19 protein-coding genes are annotated in these 17,340 nt (G+C 44.4%); 8 read left to right on the forward strand and 11 right to left on the reverse strand.

What is annotated here, in order from left to right; all coding sequences use genetic code 11:
- Window positions 1-21 precede the first annotated feature (21 nt).
- Genes ANME2D_RS16660 through ANME2D_RS01990 form a run of 4 tightly spaced genes read right to left on the reverse strand, consistent with a single transcriptional unit; the run spans window position 22 to window position 4,159 of the window.
- Window positions 22-1,008 (reverse strand): Coenzyme F420 hydrogenase/dehydrogenase, beta subunit C-terminal domain, encoded by a 987-nt coding sequence (locus ANME2D_RS16660; RefSeq protein ID WP_052368515.1) that lies wholly within the window; start codon window positions 1,006-1,008, stop codon window positions 22-24.
- A gap of 3 nt (window positions 1,009-1,011) precedes the next feature.
- Entirely contained in the window at window positions 1,012-1,278 is a 267-nt protein-coding gene (locus tag ANME2D_RS01980; RefSeq protein ID WP_048088709.1) for a ubiquitin-like small modifier protein 1, read from the reverse strand.
- 46 nt (window positions 1,279-1,324) lie between these two features.
- Window positions 1,325-3,148, reverse strand: a complete 1,824-nt coding sequence (locus ANME2D_RS01985; protein ID WP_048088711.1) for an aldehyde ferredoxin oxidoreductase family protein — start codon at window positions 3,146-3,148, stop codon at window positions 1,325-1,327.
- A gap of 24 nt (window positions 3,149-3,172) precedes the next feature.
- Window positions 3,173-4,159, reverse strand: coding sequence for a hypothetical protein (locus ANME2D_RS01990; protein WP_048088713.1), 987 nt, complete (start codon window positions 4,157-4,159; stop codon window positions 3,173-3,175).
- A gap of 105 nt (window positions 4,160-4,264) precedes the next feature.
- Between ANME2D_RS01990 and hemB the strand changes: the two genes are divergently transcribed.
- The 3 genes from hemB (at window position 4,265) to ANME2D_RS02005 (ending at window position 7,052) form a co-directional block, all read left to right on the forward strand.
- Entirely contained in the window at window positions 4,265-5,233 is a 969-nt protein-coding gene (gene hemB / locus ANME2D_RS01995; protein WP_048088715.1) for a porphobilinogen synthase, read from the forward strand.
- Between the two features lie 13 nt (window positions 5,234-5,246).
- A complete protein-coding gene (locus ANME2D_RS02000; RefSeq protein WP_048088717.1) occupies window positions 5,247-5,690 on the forward strand; it encodes a DUF2227 family putative metal-binding protein in 444 nt (147 codons plus the stop codon).
- 252 nt (window positions 5,691-5,942) lie between these two features.
- Window positions 5,943-7,052, forward strand: coding sequence for a DUF2254 family protein (locus ANME2D_RS02005; RefSeq protein ID WP_157833901.1), 1,110 nt, complete (start codon window positions 5,943-5,945; stop codon window positions 7,050-7,052).
- On the opposite strand, the gene ANME2D_RS16665 is transcribed toward ANME2D_RS02005, so the two are convergent.
- From ANME2D_RS16665 to ANME2D_RS02040, 7 genes are all read right to left on the reverse strand, one after another.
- Window positions 7,027-7,716, reverse strand: a complete 690-nt coding sequence (locus tag ANME2D_RS16665; protein ID WP_052368516.1) for a response regulator — start codon at window positions 7,714-7,716, stop codon at window positions 7,027-7,029. The genes ANME2D_RS02005 and ANME2D_RS16665 overlap by 26 nt on opposite strands.
- A 137-nt stretch (window positions 7,717-7,853) precedes the next feature.
- On the reverse strand, window positions 7,854-8,210 hold the full coding sequence (locus tag ANME2D_RS02015) for a dihydroneopterin aldolase family protein (protein ID WP_048088721.1): 357 nt from the start codon (window positions 8,208-8,210) through the stop codon (window positions 7,854-7,856).
- Window positions 8,173-8,916, reverse strand: coding sequence for a CDP-diacylglycerol--serine O-phosphatidyltransferase (pssA, locus tag ANME2D_RS02020; protein ID WP_048088723.1), 744 nt, complete (start codon window positions 8,914-8,916; stop codon window positions 8,173-8,175). The genes ANME2D_RS02015 and pssA overlap by 38 nt, the downstream gene beginning before the upstream one ends.
- A gap of 2 nt (window positions 8,917-8,918) precedes the next feature.
- A complete protein-coding gene (locus ANME2D_RS02025; RefSeq protein WP_048088725.1) occupies window positions 8,919-9,551 on the reverse strand; it encodes a phosphatidylserine decarboxylase in 633 nt (210 codons plus the stop codon).
- Complete coding sequence (gene artA, locus ANME2D_RS02030) at window positions 9,541-10,356, reverse strand: archaeosortase A (protein WP_048088727.1); 816 nt, start codon at window positions 10,354-10,356, stop codon at window positions 9,541-9,543. The genes ANME2D_RS02025 and artA overlap by 11 nt, the downstream gene beginning before the upstream one ends.
- An 8-nt stretch (window positions 10,357-10,364) precedes the next feature.
- Entirely contained in the window at window positions 10,365-11,375 is a 1,011-nt protein-coding gene (locus tag ANME2D_RS02035; RefSeq protein WP_048088729.1) for an NAD(P)/FAD-dependent oxidoreductase, read from the reverse strand.
- Entirely contained in the window at window positions 11,365-11,889 is a 525-nt protein-coding gene (locus ANME2D_RS02040; protein ID WP_048088732.1) for a hypothetical protein, read from the reverse strand. Before ANME2D_RS02040 ends, ANME2D_RS02035 begins: the two co-directional genes overlap by 11 nt.
- Before the next feature lie 113 nt (window positions 11,890-12,002).
- Here ANME2D_RS02040 and ANME2D_RS02045 point away from each other — a divergent pair, with 113 nt between their 5' ends.
- The 5 genes from ANME2D_RS02045 (at window position 12,003) to ANME2D_RS02065 (ending at window position 17,192) form a co-directional block, all read left to right on the forward strand.
- On the forward strand, window positions 12,003-12,587 hold the full coding sequence (locus tag ANME2D_RS02045) for a hypothetical protein (RefSeq protein ID WP_048088734.1): 585 nt from the start codon (window positions 12,003-12,005) through the stop codon (window positions 12,585-12,587).
- A gap of 121 nt (window positions 12,588-12,708) precedes the next feature.
- On the forward strand, window positions 12,709-14,595 hold the full coding sequence (speA, locus tag ANME2D_RS02050) for a biosynthetic arginine decarboxylase (RefSeq protein ID WP_048088736.1): 1,887 nt from the start codon (window positions 12,709-12,711) through the stop codon (window positions 14,593-14,595).
- A 45-nt stretch (window positions 14,596-14,640) separates the two neighbouring features.
- The gene (locus ANME2D_RS02055) at window positions 14,641-15,177 is read left to right on the forward strand and encodes a DUF531 domain-containing protein (RefSeq protein WP_048088737.1); all 537 of its coding nucleotides are present in this window, start codon (window positions 14,641-14,643) and stop codon (window positions 15,175-15,177) included.
- Window positions 15,178-15,214: 37 nt separating this feature from the next.
- A complete protein-coding gene (locus ANME2D_RS02060; protein WP_048088740.1) occupies window positions 15,215-16,174 on the forward strand; it encodes an NAD-dependent epimerase/dehydratase family protein in 960 nt (319 codons plus the stop codon).
- Window positions 16,152-17,192 (forward strand): 60S ribosomal export protein NMD3, encoded by a 1,041-nt coding sequence (locus tag ANME2D_RS02065; RefSeq protein WP_048088742.1) that lies wholly within the window; start codon window positions 16,152-16,154, stop codon window positions 17,190-17,192. The genes ANME2D_RS02060 and ANME2D_RS02065 overlap by 23 nt, the downstream gene beginning before the upstream one ends.
- The last annotated feature ends 148 nt before the right edge of the window (window positions 17,193-17,340 follow it).

A 17,340-nucleotide genomic window follows, 5' to 3' on the forward strand; every position in this document is an offset into this window, starting at 1 on the left:
TATAGTATCCTGCATAAGCAATTAGATCACATAAGAATTTTGTGAATTCCTTTTTGCTTCTGATGCTCTCTTCAAACGCTCAAGCTCTGCGCTCCCGATGCCAGAGACACTAACTGCTGTACTTTTCTCAAGCCCGGAGAATATCTCTTCACCTTTTTCTGTCCTTATTATTACGGTTGACCATCCCTCAGGAGAGCCCTCGCTCCCTATGGATATATCTGCCAGTTCACCTGTATAATCCCGGCAGAAGCTGCAGTGACCCGGCACCCAGCTTTTTATCTCAGATAGAGGTATTGATTCACTTCTATCGCCTGCTTTTATTATGAATCTACCATTTGAGACAGCCAGTTTCTCCACATCCTCAGGCCTGATCCCCAGAGTGTGTATTCTCTCTGCTATATGCCTGTATTCAAGGTTCCCGCTGCAAAAAAGTCCTATGGTAAGAGCTACAGCAGAGGAAACATCTGCGTTTGAGCGCTGCAGGTGTCTTAAGGATTGAATATGGCATGGCGTCCCGACAACGCAAAGCTTATTGAGCCCGTGCTCGACTACAGCAGGGCGCAGATCCATGAGAACAGGAGATACGCCGAACTTTGTTTTCGATGAGGCATCGAAATCATCAGCGCTCTTTGCCACGCAGGGCACAGGCATCCAGCTATTGTTATCTCTACAGGTAAGCACCGCGCCGTCTATAAGCTTCATCTCATACGCATACCTCAGGATAGCGGTTACGATTCCCCCGTCCTGGCATTGCGTTCCGTGATCCCATTTTGCGGATACTGCCCGCAGGTATCTGCCTGTATTGTCACCATAGCTCTCACCCTTGACCTTATAGCAGGAATTAAAGCAGGTTCCGCAGTTCTTGCAGGCCGCTCTCTTCTTTGGTCTTCTGGGCATGCCATCGATCAACTGGATGTAATAGAGCGGACAGGCAGATATGCATGCTCCACATCCTGTGCATACGCCAGCCTGTATTACCCCTGATTCTAACTCCTCGTAGCTGTACATGCCTCATCCTCCTGCAATCGGTGGGAACAGGTACAGGGTATCATGCTGACTGACCATGGTTGCAGGGCCGTTTAGATACTCTATGTTCCTTCCGTTTAACAATATATTTATATAAATATCCCCTTTCTCATCAAATATGGCCTCTTTTAGGTCCCCGTAATTGGAGAGCAGAGCATTCAGGATATCATAAACGCTTCCCTCCTGCTCGATTATGGCCTCACGTACCTCTGTTATGTTCCTTAGTGTTGAGAAGAATTTCACGATTACCATATTGTGTCATGCAATCATGCAATCATGCAATCATACAATCATGCAATCATGCGAGGCCAAGCCTCTTAAGCGTCTCCTGCTCAGGGTGCCCCTCCGTATCATAGCCCCTCCTGACGTAATATCGATCAAGCATTCCTTCCAGCGGATGTGATTTACCTTTTGGTGCGCCCTCAGGCATGGGCTCTTTGAGCAATCTCTGTGGCAGGGTATCGTCTTTTCTACCGAACCCCTCTCTCTTATTAAAGAGCCGCTCCAGGGCAAATATTCTCTCACCGGTCGCAAGGAATTCCTCGCTGCTGTAGTTCTGCCATCCAGTAACATATCTTATCATGTCTGCGTAATCATCTGCACCCAGGGCAAAGGTCAGGAACAGGCAGTTCACGCTCGAATCCACAGAGGCGGTAAGATTCTGGAAGAGTATCGTCAAATCCACCTTCTTCTCTGTTGAATCAAAAGGATCAGCCTTGAGCGGCACACCAAGGATCTCAGCAGCTATAGTGTACCCGCTCACATGGCATCCTCCCCTGTTTGCGGTAGCAAAGTTCAATCCAAGCCCGAAAGCCCCTCTTGGATCATAGGCTGGCAGCTCAAGTCCTTTGACCTGCATTGCATAGTATTCAGAACCCCTGCCTATCCTCTTTGAGGCAGCTCTTGTCCCATCGGCAAGAATAGCACCAAATCCCTCCCGCCTGCCCATCATCTCAATCATCTTAATCATCGCTTCATCGTTCCCGAATACCAGATCCAGACCTGCTTCATCCTTTGAGATGATGCCTCTATCCACAAGCTCCATAGCAAATCCTATCGTGCTCCCTGTACTGATGGTATCAAGCCCGTATTCATTGCACAGGTAATTGGCCTTGGCAAGGGCACCAAGATCATTCACACCGCACTGTCCCCCGAACGCCCATGAGGTCTCGTACTCAAGGCTCTCTCCTTTTACTCCAGAGTACTTACCGCTCTTTACATCTACCCATCTTCCGCATTCTATCGGGCACTCATAGCAGGCAGTCTTTTCTTTGAGTATGGTCTCGGCCATCCTCTCACCAGAGATATTCTCAGCATCACTGAACGTCCCTGTCTGGAAATTCTTTGTCGGGTATATACCTGAAGCATTCATTATATTCGTGAGAACAGCGGTTCCGTAGGCATTAAGACCTCCATCTTCCTTTGTAACCCCGGATTCGGATATCTTTTTCATGGCTTTGTTTACAGCCCTGCTAAGCCCGATACCATCTGCCACTTCTATGTTTTTTTCTCCCTTCACTGCTATGGCCTTTAGATTTTTACTCCCCATGACGGCACCCAGTCCAGTTCTGCCTGCTGCCCTGTATTTTTCGTTCATTATCGCTGCTATAGATAATCTTTTCTCTCCTGCAGGCCCTATGCAGAGCACTTTTGCCTCGTTATGTGTCTCTTTCCTTATTCCCTCATCGGTCTCACTCACTAATTTACCCCAGAAACTGCCCGCATCCCTCAATTCAACATCGCCATCTTCAATCCAGAGATATACAGGTCTTTCGGCGGTTCCTTTAACCACAATCGCATCATAGCCAGCTTTTCTTAGTTCGGCCGACCAGGTGCCGCCAGAGCTTGTAAAGGTTATGCCTCCTGTTGCAGGGCTTTTTGATACCACAAAATGCCTGCCACTGCTGGGAGTCCTGGTTCCTGTCAGAGGGCCTGTGGCAAATACGATAATATTCTCTGGCGAGAGCGGATCTACTCCTGCAGGCTGCTCATCATACAGGATCTTTGTACCCAGTCCGCGCCCGCCCAGATATCCTCTTGCAGTTCTCTCATCAAGCAATTGTGTCTCATAGCCGCATGCTGTGAGGTCCACCTTTAGTATTTTCATATCATATTTTTTCATAAATGTACCACCGGATCATAGTTCTTACCGTTTTGCATAAGTCCTGATCATAAAAATAATCAGTAATATGAAAACCAAAACTGGCGCCTCAAAGCCTGGCGTCTTTTCAGATGTTTGAGGTGTTTCTTTCACTTCCCCTTTAACTGAGAGACTGCTCTCTGCCCTCGTCAATTCATCATCTGCGTATCCGGCATACTCCAGGGCAACAGAATACTCCTTCTTCCAGAATGACGCAAGTGCCTGATTGTTATTATAATCGTTTGCGTTTGTAAGATGTTTCTCTGCCTCTGAGGTATCTATACCCTGCGCTGTTGCTTCTTTAATCCGGTCAGATAACGATCTTGATCTCTCATCAACCTCAACTATTTTATTCAGTACATCTGAGAATGAGCCTTTAATTCGGATTGTATCTCCGACATGCAATTTCTCAGGCGACCATGTAGGAACTATACGGTCATACTGGAACAATTTTCTAAATGGTTCTGGCTCTACTGATATTAACTCAACCGACTTTGGGAGAAAGACCTGTCCCCTGATATCAGCATCTTCTGGAACCGATACCTCAGTGCTCTTTCCAGATACAATAGCCTGCGGTGCTTCAATGGGAATATCGATAGAATAATCTAAGTTTTGCTTTACAGCCCAGCCTTCCACTATAAGACTAAAGCGTCCATTCCATTTCTCCCCGGCTTTGATAGGTTTATTAAAATTAATAGTTACTCTTATTCCACCTGGAACAACCTGCTGCTCGATTACCTGCCCTGTAGCTGGAATACTTATAAATTGGTCATCGATTATATCGACCTTAGATCCTGGAACAACAAACGAAAAACCATCAAGAGATAAAGAGTTACTGTTCTCTATCTCAGCCTGTATAACCGCTTCAACAAGCCCATCATCACGTAACGTTATATTCAATACCCATTTGTTAAGTGATACCTCACTAGCAGAGGCCGGGTATATGGTCAGCAGTATTATAAGAGAATAGATAAATAATTTCCTTGCCAGCATTTTATCACAACAAGCATAAAAACATTCATAACTAATATTCTTTGCGTTATGCTGTCGGTAATCATTAAGTAATCATTAAGTACTTTCTATCCCATAGAACCGAGTATGTTCCCGATCACACGCATGCGAAGATTGCGCGCATCCAGGTTCCAGCCGCTTGTCCGGGAGACAGAGCTTGATGTTAAAGATCTTATCTGCCCTGTCTTTGTAGATGAGACCATAAGAGAACCTGTTGAGATAAATTCCATGCCAGGTTACTTCCGTTTTCCGCTTGATATGGTTGCAGATGAAGCAGTATGCATCTCTGAGCTTGGAATCCCGGCGCTCATCCTGTTTGGAATACCGCAGGAGAAAGATGAGGCAGGGACCCATGCCCATGGGGATGACGATATCATCCAGAAAGCTATACGCGCCATAAAAAGTGAGGCCGATGAGCCGATTATTATAACCGATCTGTGTCTCTGTGAGTACACATCCCACGGCCACTGCGGGGTTGTGGGCAGCACGCATGAGGTCCTGAACGACCCGACACTTGAGATACTTGGAAAGACCGCGGTAAGTCATGCAAAGGCAGGCGCGGATATCGTTGCACCTTCAGGGATGATGGACGGCATGGTTGGAGCTATACGCCGCGCACTTGATGATAATGATTTCAGGGATTTACCCATAATGTCCTATGCTGCAAAATATTGCTCTGCGTTCTATGGCCCATTCAGGGAAGCCGCAGGCTCAGGTTATTCCTTTGGTGACCGCTCATCATACCAGATGGATCCGGGAAACTCGGATGAAGCGATACGTGAAGTCGCATTAGATATAGAAGAGGGGGCGGACATTATCATGATAAAACCAGCGCTGCCTTATCTGGATATCATCTACCGCGTGAAGAAAAAATTCGGGATGCCGACTGCTGCCTATCATGTAAGCGGTGAGTACGCCATGATAAAAGCTGCAGCACGGAATGGATGGATTGATGAGCCCAGGGTAGTGTATGAATCATTGCTTTCAATAAAGCGTGCAGGTGCAGATATGGTTCTTACATACTTTGCAAAGGACATGGCTAAAACGAATTTATGAGTATCTGTGAATAATGCCGAACTATAACACACATAGAACCTTCAATTACGCGGTTTTTGTAGCAATTACGGTCTTACTCTATATCCTGATCGGACCCGCCTTATCTGCCATTAACCTGAAATACTTCCTTGCGCTGGTCGCAGGTTATTATATAGGCACGGATTTCATAACACCTGATCTGGATATTAAAAGCAGGGTGATAAGAAGGTGGGGCGCTCTAAGGGTTATATGGTTACCGTATATGTGGATATTTAAACACGGGCAGAGTTCCCACAATATAGTGTACGGTGCGGTTGTAAGGATGCTGTATCTCGGTATTATTGTTCTCGGTGTGTATTACCTCATATTCAGGTCGCTTCCGCCTGATACAATAATCTCACCTGTTTACATAATTATCTTTCTTGCTGGAATAATAATAGCCAACGCGCTGCATGTTATACTGGATACCCTGTTCTGATCATCCTGTTGATTATATTTTAAATAAGCGCTTAGCCAGCGTATATTTTGCCTCTTTGATTAATGTTATAACTGAGGAAGATGATCATAATCATTTAATTTATAGATGACCGTAACAATTATTGCGATGGGTAGGGAATCCTTTAGATCTCTTGTGAGAGAGACCTCACCGGCTAAATCAAATATAGTCACCTGGTTAAATAAACCGAAATGGCTGAATCGGTTAACCCTTTATTTTTTGATTCTTTTGCCCATGGTCTATATAATCCTTAAATCAATTTTCTCTTACTTTGGGCTCGTACACACCGATGTGGACAGCGCCAGATACATGCTCAGCGCCATGGTGCAGGGTGAGGGTGCGATCGTGGCGATTGTTGTGACCTTAAGCCTTGTTGCAGTACAGCTTGCCGCTTCGTCATACTCTGCCAGGGTGATTGATATATTCAGGAGAACCCCTGATCTGTGGATTCTTATAGCAATCTACAGCTTTTCCATCTTTTATGCACTGGCTGTACTTAAGACGATAGAGAGCGTGAACCCGCAGCCAGGTGATCCAATAAACAGGTGGTCCAGTCTTGAAACACATATCTCATTTGCATATTTTTTTGGATTTTTTGCGTTCATGGCTTTAGTTCCATATATCTGGAGTACCCTTGAGATGCTCAAACCCTCTACTGTAATTAATATGCTGGCAGAGAGAATAACAAAGCAGAATATCCTGTCCTCAATAGAAAAAACACCAGACGACCCGGTTATGCCTGTTATCGATATTGTGAACGGCGCATTGTTAAGATATGATTATGAGACGGTCATCGATGGACTGACGGCGATCGGAGAGCATACCAGCGGCATATTCAAAGAATTGGGGAGCTCCAATAGTATGTTGAAAAGACTGGGGCACGGGACTTATGAAGAGATGAAAATATCGGAAATTGTTTTTGATCACTTAACCAGTGTAGGAAAACTGGCTGCAAGCAAAGATAATGAAAAAGCTACTGTTGCAGCATTATTCAGTCTGTGGACAAATGTGGAGATAGCTGCAGAGCAAAGGTTTGAAGTGGCAACGAAGTGGGGCATAGAATCCATAGAAGAGGTTGGAATTGCGGGGACAGAGCGCAGGCTTGAGATGGCCACACTTACAGCGATACAGCTTATCGGGACTGTTGGAGAGACCATTGCTAAACAATCGACTGAAGAGACCATGGCTAAACAAAAACTTGAAAATATTGTAATTACGGCTGTAAATGCATTAAAAGAGATTAGAAGAGTGGCGATGGAGCGCAGGCTTAATAACCCTGCACAGAAGGCAGAAGACTTAATTAAAAGAATACATGAAGCTACAAACCCTTCTTCCTCTTTATAACCCTGTGTTTTATCCTCCGTACAAGTCTATCCCTGAAAGGCTCCTCATGGCTCAGTTCTCCAACAACATGGAACTTTATGAATACTTCCTCCCCGTGCGGTGCGCCCATCATGTTCTCTGTCAGATCAGATCCTGCATGATGGGCTCCCAGATGAAGACCATTTATCCAGAGACGACTGTTTGAAACATCGTAGACCCTTCCTTTGAAGGCTATGTATGCAGGTCTTCCCTCTTTCCCATCAAATCTTTTTAAATCATCTATTGCGAAGTATTTTTCCTCTCCCAGCCTTCGGGCAATAGCGTAGAGAATTGACCGCACCAGCAGGTTGCTATCCACTTTCCCCTTAACAAGATAATCCTGAGCGCCTTTCCTTACAGCCCTGATTGCAAGTGCCTCGTCGCTTAGACCTGTCAGTACCACAACAGGTATCTCAGGTGCCTGTGCCTGCGTCCTGGTAAAAGTATCAAAACCACGGCTGTCAGGTAGCATGAGATCTAACAGGATTACATCAATCCCACCCTCAGCAAGCCGCTCAAGTCCACTTGAGAGCCTGTCTCTCCACTCAAGATCGAACAGAATCTTCTTTTCTTCCGCCAGCATCTCATGTATCAATCTGGCATCCCCCGGGTTATCTTCGATCAGCAGGACTTTAATGCGATCCATGTTCTATATACCCCTTCTATGTTTCTTCATATTCCTCTTCTGCCTGCGTGTGGTCGGTAATTTATACCTGACCTTAGCTCTCCCCTAATAGTAGAATGAGTTGAATAGACTAAATTCTTTATGGTTCTTCTCGATAACTACATGCTCTCTATTTTCTTTATGCTCATTAATGGGTAATCCTGCTCCTCATCGTATGCAAGTTCAGCATATGCTATGGTATTTTTGTAGAGTACCTGCAGGCTCACATGCAGCATCCGCCCTTCCAGCTCACAGTACCTGAACGTTGGGTTCTGTTTCTTCTGTACCATCCCGCGATCAATTGAGACACTTATGCTTCGAACATAAGGCTGGACAATAGCACTCTGCTCTATCATTCTCTCAAGGTCATTTGCTGTATCCATGCTGATGGGTGTCCCAACAAACTGGTGATACAGTGCGCCAAGCTTTATCCCGGCTTCAAACACCGCTCTGTCCCGCTCGTTTATCTCTGTCATAAAACCTCCTCGTTACTGGACTCAGTATATAGATAAACATTAAAACTAATAAGAGTAGGGATGCGATTATTACTATGCCTGTATAATCCAGATAGAAAAACACAATATCCACCACAAGCAGGATCAGTACGGGTGCCAGATAAAAGGGGTTCTTCAATTTAGGATAACCTATAGTACTGACCATAAGCAAGGATAAGAGAGTCAGGAGAAGAATAAACATGTACTCAAGATATGGGACATAAGCTTCAACAGTGCCTGGAGCCATGCTCATCCATGAGTTGAGCCACAGAAGGAACAGAGCAACAATAAAACCGCCTGCCGTTATTGGAATCCCCTCAAAACCATCTTTTTTCCCTGCGACATTGAAACGGGCCAGTCGCAGTATGCCGCATACTAAAAAAAATCCTGCAAAGATCCATGCAAGAAAACCAAGACTGCCAAGAAAAATAAACGCCAGGACTGCAGGCGCGACCCCAAAAGATATCACATCAGCAAGTGAATCAAGGTTGGCACCAAGGACACCTGAGCCTGAATACCTTGCAAAGGCACCATCAGCGCCATCGGCTATTACAGCAATAAGAACCAGAACAAGGGCATCAGTAATCCGACCCTGAACAGCCATTATTAAAGATGCAAACCCCAGGAGCGCGTTAACCAGGGTAATAAGATCTGCAGGTTTGATAAGCCTGAGTATGTTTTCTCCCATCTTTATCTCCGTATTTTCTCTTTTCTCACTGCGATTACAGTCTCCCCTGCCCTCACCCTGTCATTCAACCCGACCACAAACTCATATGCTTCTGGAATTACCACGTCCACACGCGAACCAAAGCGGATCATACCGATGCGCTCTCCCCTCTTTATGTGGTATCCCTCGCTGATGTATGATACGATGCGCCTTGTCAGGATGCCTGCAATCTGCGTTAACTCAAGATCCCCGTAATACGTGTTTATTACAACGTGGTTGCGCTCATTTACATGTGAGTCTTTATTAAATGCAGGGATATACCCGCCTGGCTTATAATCGATCTGAGTAACCGTGCCTGCAAGTGGAGCGCGGTTCACATGGACATCATGTATGTTCATGAAAATGCATAATTTCCTGTTCGTTACAGAGATAACCCTGCCGTCGGCAGGTGAGACCATATCATCCTCATCCCCTGAAGGTGTACGCTCAGGGTCGCGGAAAAATACGAGGAAGAAAAGCGTAAGCACAAATCCAATAATTAACAGACCCCGGAACATGATTGAGATAGGCCCGCTAAGATTAACTGAGATATACCACATAACAGCAGTGAGCAGCAGCATTCCACCGATCCAGGAGAATGATCCCTTAGCCAGCATTCTTGAAGATACCTCCGAGCATGTTTAAAATACCATCGATCATATTTATAATCTCAGGGAGTATTTTCATTACCGCATAGGCGATCAGGAATAATGCGACAAGTGAGCCTATTTTTGCGATAACCGTATGAGCTATATAAAAACTCGTCTCAGGATCGCCAAACCACGTCATCCCGTAGGCGCTGATCACGAAAACATTTCTTATCAGATTCAAACCATAGATCACAGGAACAGATACAAGGAACGCTGATGCCATTCGCTTAAACGGTGCTCTGACACTTGCGATTATCCCTGTGAACAGTGCTATGCTTTCAATTGCCGTGCATGCAAGGATTATCTCGACCCTGTACCCGTTGACCGCGACCAGATTCCATCCCATCTTCATAACCGTTACTCCGAAAAGCGAGGCAACCCATATGGTCTGGTCAGTCACCGTTGATATAATCCATGTATTCATTGCCTGTATCTCTGAAAAGGTAAAATAAGAAATCCCTCCTATAGCTGCGGCTGCGGTGGCCATAAAGAGTGAATCTGCAGTGCTTATGCCGTTAATGTCCCCAAGAATCCTCTTATCCTGGCGTATAAGAACATAACCTATAAAAACACAGATCAAAGCAGCAAGTATAGTTATAACAACGTTAAAATAATCTCCCAGTTCAAGATAATGCGGCCACTGGGATGCCCAGTGTATCGCAAAAATAGCCCAGCCTGCGCCTGCAACTGTGAACTTAAGACTGCTTGCCCTGGGGATGATCGATGCCGCAATGAGCAATCCAAGAGCAAGCCAGAGAATATTTTCTATCATGTTTTTACCTAGATCAGCGTTTTTATCAGGAAATGTATATCTTTTATGTTTAGTTCTTTGTTTTCTTTTGTCAGAATATCTTCCACAAGCTTATTAAATCTCTCCTTATCCCTGATTGATCTAACGAATGAATCTATAATCCTCTCATTTGATAATATCCTGGAGATCATGGCCAGTGTTGAGAAATCAAATTCTTTTTTCCAGCGGCTCTCATAATCTGAAAGTGTGTTTCTACCTTCAATCGTGCCTGATAGAACCTCTGCTGCTATCTCACCTGAGCGCCTGGCATAATATATTCCCTCACCCTCAAATGGGGATACGAACCCGGCGGCATCACCTGCAAGAAGGAACCTTCTGGAGAACGTGTTCTTAACAGGTCCATTGATGGGTATCAGTCCCCTCTCCCCAGGCATATCCGGATAACCCGCGGGTGATGATGTTCCTGTTATAACATGATCCTTTTTAGGTACAGTCCAGGAGTAGCCGCTATTTAGCATATCGATCTCAAAATAATCCTGCGGTTTTTGGTCTTTCCTGTGCTGCACACAGAAGGCATACTCTTTTGTACCTCCGCAGATGCGGCTCAGGTCTGATACTCCTGCTGCTATAATCGCATAATCTGCAGGAATATACTCTTTTTTTGTCTTAATCCCGACAAATGAATCTTCTTCATCTATGGATATCACAAGATCTTTTTTTAACTCACTTCCAGCATCAATAGCCTGATTGAGATTAAATGAGTCATAGGATTCACGGTTTATTGAGTACTCAACCGCATTCCTGTAGGTTATTTCAGCCCTGGTATCTCTAAATGATATCCTTACTCCTTTAAGCATCCTTTCTACAAAGATCTCATCTATTCCGTACCTCCTTACATAACGGGCGGTCAGGATTCCTGCACATGCCTTTTTTTTATCACACGGGTCTATTATCAGGGTACTGTAGCCAGACGAAGATAGCTTCTCTGCCGCAAAAGAACCAGCAGGCCCTGCTCCAATGACGGCTACATCATACTTCATGGGATATCCTCGAATTTATTCGCTCTGTAATGATATAAGCAGAATCAAATGCAATAAGGATTATTAAAGCGTTCAATCCCAGCATATCAAGAATAACAAGTACAAACACCCCAAGCTTAAGGATCAACCTGTAATCGAACACTGCATCAAGGTACACGGGAACATGTATTATATCTCTTAATTCATCCAGTGCTGCAAGCGCGGCGATCAGCAGTACCATGGGAGAGAGCCTGACCCCATATAAAAAAAATATAATGAGTATTGCAGCAAGTCCGAAGTAATGACCTGTACTGTTTATCTTGCCTGTTAAAAGACATCCAATAACGATACCTCCAAAAAGAAGAGAAGCAGCAGCATCAATAACCATCAAGTACCCCATAAGTGACCCGTAAGCAAGCCCCGCGGGTATGGCAAAAAGACGGTTGAAAGATATATTTATATCTGCAATATCGTCAGCCAGCTTGATCAATGAACCTGCAAGAAAACCCAGAGCCACGAGTGTCAGTAGGGGCATGTGTCAGATGCTGATTTTAAAAATTAAATAGGTTTCTATCAAAGCAGCCTTGCGATTGATAACCAAAACATTTAAAACATGTAAAACCTACTTAACACCCGGTGATATATCTAATGAATGATAAAGAGACTAAGGTGCCTATTTACATCGCAATTATAGTTGCCCTTGCACTTGTTGCCGCTGCGGGCTATTATGTTACTGCGGATTCATCCACAATAACGCCGCCACCTGATACCACAAAACCTACTCAGGCTCCAACACCGAAGGAGACACAGGCGGATTCAGCGCCGCCATCCGCAGCTCCAACTACTGCGCCGGTAAAGGCTGATGTTATAAAATGTGAACTGTGCCACACAAATCCTCAGGATCTGAAACTGCATATTGATGGTGGAAAGCTGTGTATCAACTGCCACGGCAGCCAGGTTCATAATATCCACATTGGAAGCGGTACTGTGGGTTTAAGCTGCGATCTCTGTCACGGGTTCCCGCCAAAGATTCCGACAGTACAGAAAGGAGAGGGACCGGGCTCTTATAGCGTTTGCGAGCAATGCCATGCTGCGCCGCCTGATTCACTTAAGCCCAGTGACGGTAACCTGGTAGTAGTACATCTATCAAGAGCCAAATACTGTACGAACTGCCATGGTACTAATGTCGGTGACATTCACATGGCAGCGCTTAGTAATGCAAGTAAGAAATAGATAAAGGGGTAATCCTTTTTATCTATTCTTATTGGATGGGTTCAACATAGAGGAAAGCTTTAAACCTTATCAAGTACTTTTTAATCGGGCTTGTAGCTTAGAAGGACGTGATATTTACTAGATGTGGAAAATTGAGGATGCTATAGATTTATATGGTATAGAACGATGGGGAAATGGATATTTTTCTTTTAATAAAAACGGAAATCTGGTTATCAGACCTACAAGAAAGGATGTCCATACTATTGATATAAAAAATGTCATTGACCACCTCAGCACTAAGAAAATAAAGTTCCCTGTATTATTTAGATTTCCACAGATCCTTGAAGGACAGATCAAGGAATTAAACGGGGCGTTTAATAATTCAATATCCGAATATAAATATAATAATAGATACCAGGCCATATTCCCGATGAAAGTAAACCAGAGAAGAGAAGTGATAGAAGAAATCGTTAGATCTGGCAAGAAATACAATATGGGTCTTGAGGTCGGAACAAAAGCAGAACTGCTGGCTGCCCTATCCTTTGAACTGAGTCCTGATGCCCTTTTGATATGTAACGGTTTCAAGGATGATGAATACCTGAAATTAGCATTATATGCAACCAAATTAAAGAATAAGGTAGTTATTGTCATTGATGAGTACAGCGAGACAGGAAGATTACTGGAACTCTCAAGAAAACTGGACATCAGACCACTGATTGGCATAAGGGCAAAACTATACTCAAGAGGCAGCGGCAAATGGGCAGAATCCGGCGGTGAGTCATCAAAATTTGGCCTGACAACGACTGAGATGCTGGATTGTATCAGGATCATTGCCCAGTATGAGATGCTTGAGCAATTGCAGATGCTTCATTTTCATATTGGTTCACAGATAACTGAAATCAGAAGGATACAGAAAGCAGTCAAAGAAGCTGCCAGGGTGTATGCTAAAATAAAACAGATGCATATAAACGTTAAATATTTTAACATCGGTGGCGGTCTTGGCATCGATTATGACGGAAGTAAGACATCATCCGACGCCAGTGCCAATTATACAATCCAGGAGTATGCCAACAATGTGGTATATTCTCTTAAAGAGGTATGCGATGAAGAGGATGTTCCTCACCCCATCGTTCTATCAGAGAGCGGAAGGGCGATTAGCGCATATCACTCACTCCTGGTTATAAACATCAAAGGAAATAAGAACGGCAACCGTAAAAAGCGAGTTGAGCTGCGTGGAAATGAGCCCCACATAATAAAGGAATTATACGACGGATTGAATGAGATAAACATTAAAAATTATTTAGAATATTACCATGATGCCCTTCAGCACCGCGATGAGCTTCTATCTTTATTCAATATGGGTGAGATCGAGCTTGAGGAAAAATCAAAAGGAGAGATCCTTTTCCTGCAGATCTGTGAAAAAGCGGCTGGATTCGCAAGGGAAACGCAGAACGAATCTGATGAATTTGAAGACCTGAACAAATTATTATCAAAAAAATATATCGGTAATTTCTCAACGTTCCAATCTGTTCCTGATTTCTGGGCAATAAAACAGCTATTCCCTGTTGTCCCGATCAGCAGGGCTACAGAGAGACCCACAGAATACGCTACCATAGTGGATATAACATGCGATTCAGACGGCGAGATAGATAAGTTCGTTGATCTAAAGGATGTTAAGGAACTACTTGAGGTGCATGAGTTGAACAATGGTTCCTATTATCTGGCGATTCTAATGCTTGGTGCATACCAGGATACGATAGGTGATTATCATAATCTGCTGGGTACGGCTAATGAGGTACATATCATAGTGGCCGATACAGGGGAGTGGCATATTAAACAGGTTATCAAGGGAGACAGAAACTGCGATGTTCTTGGCTATGCCAAATATAATTCCAACAGCCTTTTTTCTATGTTCGAATCCGAAGTAATGCAGGCGCAGAGGGATAACAGGGTATCCAGACAGGATGCTGAGGAGATTTTGGACAATTATAAAGCTGCTATGAGCCAGTACACGTATATGAACCTGTGAACCACCCCTCCCTCACGGAAATAAATTGATCTCTCCTTACCTCTTATGCTGACACTCGGCATTGTTAACACGTATGATAAAATAAAAGTCCACGAAGCGCATTATCGGAGTATTGCCAGGGCAGCGCCTGTTGCATACGCTTTCGGATTCAATCTCGCACTGTTCGATTTTCCACTCAAGCTCAGCGCCCCGGAGCTTGTGAGCTACGTGAAGGATAAGACCACGATCGGAGGCTCAGGAAAATATCTTGAAGAGCTATCCAGATCCGGCAGGTTCTTCGTTTTTGAGCTTCCGGATAAAGGGTTTCAGCCCCAGTTCGGATTACCTGTTGTAACTACATCCCATCCTGCCAGGGAGAAAGAGATCAATATACGCACAATCACAGAATATATCCGTAAAAAGAGGTCTTTTATTTTCCTTATCGGGCTTGGGCCCAGGGGTCTTCCTTCAGAGCTATTTGATATGGTACAGTACCATCTTGATATAACCTCAAAGGGCATCTCTCTTGAAACATGCACTGCGATAGGGGCCGTGCCTGCTATTATTACTGGGTGCCTGGAGCAGGTAAATAGTAAAAAATAAGCGAAACTATAAACCTTAATCTTTTTAATTATATACTATGAAAAACAGGATCGTAGTGACAGGAGGAGCAGGTTTTATAGGAAGCCATATTGTTGACAGACTGTTATCAGAGGGAAACGAGGTAATAGTGCTTGATAATCTAAGCTCAGGCAGGATGGAGTTCCTTGGAGCCCATATCGGGAATAGTAATTTTAAGTTTATTAAGCTTGATCTTCTGGAACCTGAGAACCTTAAAAAAGCAGTAAAAGATGCTGATATGATATTCCATATAGCAGCCAATCCTGATGTCCGCCTGGGTGCTGAAGATACTAATATCCATCTTGAGCAGAATGTGATTGCCACATACAACGTGCTTGAGGCAATGCGTATCAACAGACTGAAGAACATCGTCTTTACATCCACATCCACTGTATACGGTGAAGCTGCGCTCATCCCCACACCCGAGAATTACGGCCCTCTGGTTCCCATATCCTTATACGGCGCATCAAAACTGGCCTGCGAAGCCCTCATAACCTCATACTGCCATACTTTTGATATGAATTCATGGATCTTCCGCTTTGCTAATATCGTGGGTGATCGGGGAACCCATGGAATAATAGTGGATTTCATAAACAAACTCAGGAATGATCCAGGTGCACTTGAGATACTGGGGGATGGAAAGCAGAGCAAATCATATCTCCATGTATCTGATTGTGTGGATTCGATCCTGTTCGCAGTAGGGAACAGCAGCGATATGGCAAACATATTCAATATCGGCTCAAATGATACTATAAGCGCAAGAGAGATCGGTGAGATAGTGGTTGAAGAGATGGGCTTAAAAGATGTTAAATTCAATTATACAGGTGGAGCCCGTGGCTGGAAGGGGGATGTCCCCAGGATGATGCTCTCAATTGATAAGTTGCAGGCGCTTGGATGGAAGCCTTCCTATAATTCCAGGAACAGCGTGTGTGATACTGCCAGGAGTTTATTGAGTAATGACCGGTATATTCTGTCCTAAATGCGGCAGGGATGTTGACATCCTTTACGGTAAGGTATGCAGGCAGTGCTTTATCGGAGGCAAAAAACTGCTTGAATGCCCTGCTGTTATCCACTTAAGGATATGCCCCACCTGCGGTTCTGTTTTCAAGAGAGGGAAGTGGTCATCCGGAGAGGATGAGGTTGAGACCATTCTTGATAGTGTAAAGGATAACCTGAAGATAAATAGAGATGCAACTGATCTTGAGCTGACATTAACGCCGAATAAGCTTGATTATTCCAGATACAAGGTGCATATTGAGGCAAAGGCAAGGATAGAAGGTGTAGAGATCGACGCTTCTCAGGATACTGAGATCAGGATAAGCTGGGAGACCTGTGATGTATGCAGCAGGATTGCGGGCGGTTATTTTGAAGGTATTATCCAGATCAGGGCAGATAAGCGGTTTCCAGCGCAAGAGGAACAGAAAGAGTGCATCATGATAGCTGAGGACGTGGCCGCACGCGCGCAGGAGAGGGGGGACAGGCTTGCTTTTATTGCAAAAACAGCAGAGCTCAGGGAAGGTATCGATATATACGTGGGACTGATAAAGCTTGGAAGACAGATATGCAGGGCCATAATCGATAGGTTTGGCGGCAGGTTCACAGAATCGCCAAAACTTGTAGGACAGAAGGATGGCGAGGATCTTTATCGAATCACGTTTGCTCTGCGGCTTCCTGAGTTTGTTGGCGGGGACATTATAAATGTAGACGATACTGTAATTGAGGTACATAGCAGTGGAAAGTATGTAAGCGGTATTGACCTTGATACAGGAAAAAGGTTTATTGAGAAGTATGATAGCCTTGCGAATGTTAAAAAACTGGGCAGGATGCAGGATGCAGTCTCTGCTGTTCTGGTAGCAGATGAAAAGAGGATTATCCAGGTACTCGACCCTGATACCTATGAGACTGTTACTGTTAAAAGACCTGAGTTCCTGAGTGCAAAGCCAGGAGATGAGATAAAGATCATAAAAACGGCGAAGGGGATCTATGTTCTTCCGTGACTGTGTTCGCATGCCCTGTATCAAATGTGGCCTTTAAAGTCCAAGGATAAACCCGCAGTTCTCAGCTTACTGGTTAGGAAGAGATAGGATTTAGAGCCTATCCGATAAATAGAAGAACCCCAGAGTTAGATTAGAATAGGGGAGTATT

Source organism: Candidatus Methanoperedens nitratireducens (genome assembly GCF_000685155.1).
Taxonomy (GTDB): Archaea; Halobacteriota; Methanosarcinia; order Methanosarcinales; family Methanoperedenaceae; genus Methanoperedens; species Methanoperedens nitratireducens.

Bases quoted from the DNA above. Each gene is read 5' to 3' on its own strand.
- ANME2D_RS16660 (WP_052368515.1), bottom strand. From the start codon at position 1,008: ATGTACAGCTACGAGGAGTTAGAATCAGGGGTAATACAGGCTGGCGTA.
- ANME2D_RS01980 (WP_048088709.1), bottom strand. From the start codon at position 1,278: ATGGTAATCGTGAAATTCTTCTCAACACTAAGGAACATAACAGAGGTA.
- ANME2D_RS01985 (WP_048088711.1), bottom strand. From the start codon at position 3,148: ATGAAAAAATATGATATGAAAATACTAAAGGTGGACCTCACAGCATGC.
- ANME2D_RS01990 (WP_048088713.1), bottom strand. From the start codon at position 4,159: ATGCTGGCAAGGAAATTATTTATCTATTCTCTTATAATACTGCTGACC.
- hemB (WP_048088715.1), top strand. From the start codon at position 4,265: ATGTTCCCGATCACACGCATGCGAAGATTGCGCGCATCCAGGTTCCAG.
- ANME2D_RS02000 (WP_048088717.1), top strand. From the start codon at position 5,247: ATGCCGAACTATAACACACATAGAACCTTCAATTACGCGGTTTTTGTA.
- ANME2D_RS02005 (WP_157833901.1), top strand. From the start codon at position 5,943: ATGGTCTATATAATCCTTAAATCAATTTTCTCTTACTTTGGGCTCGTA.
- ANME2D_RS16665 (WP_052368516.1), bottom strand. From the start codon at position 7,716: ATGGATCGCATTAAAGTCCTGCTGATCGAAGATAACCCGGGGGATGCC.
- ANME2D_RS02015 (WP_048088721.1), bottom strand. From the start codon at position 8,210: ATGACAGAGATAAACGAGCGGGACAGAGCGGTGTTTGAAGCCGGGATA.
- pssA (WP_048088723.1), bottom strand. From the start codon at position 8,916: ATGGGAGAAAACATACTCAGGCTTATCAAACCTGCAGATCTTATTACC.
- ANME2D_RS02025 (WP_048088725.1), bottom strand. From the start codon at position 9,551: ATGCTGGCTAAGGGATCATTCTCCTGGATCGGTGGAATGCTGCTGCTC.
- artA (WP_048088727.1), bottom strand. From the start codon at position 10,356: ATGATAGAAAATATTCTCTGGCTTGCTCTTGGATTGCTCATTGCGGCA.
- ANME2D_RS02035 (WP_048088729.1), bottom strand. From the start codon at position 11,375: ATGAAGTATGATGTAGCCGTCATTGGAGCAGGGCCTGCTGGTTCTTTT.
- ANME2D_RS02040 (WP_048088732.1), bottom strand. From the start codon at position 11,889: ATGCCCCTACTGACACTCGTGGCTCTGGGTTTTCTTGCAGGTTCATTG.
- ANME2D_RS02045 (WP_048088734.1), top strand. From the start codon at position 12,003: ATGAATGATAAAGAGACTAAGGTGCCTATTTACATCGCAATTATAGTT.
- speA (WP_048088736.1), top strand. From the start codon at position 12,709: ATGTGGAAAATTGAGGATGCTATAGATTTATATGGTATAGAACGATGG.
- ANME2D_RS02055 (WP_048088737.1), top strand. From the start codon at position 14,641: ATGCTGACACTCGGCATTGTTAACACGTATGATAAAATAAAAGTCCAC.
- ANME2D_RS02060 (WP_048088740.1), top strand. From the start codon at position 15,215: ATGAAAAACAGGATCGTAGTGACAGGAGGAGCAGGTTTTATAGGAAGC.
- ANME2D_RS02065 (WP_048088742.1), top strand. From the start codon at position 16,152: ATGACCGGTATATTCTGTCCTAAATGCGGCAGGGATGTTGACATCCTT.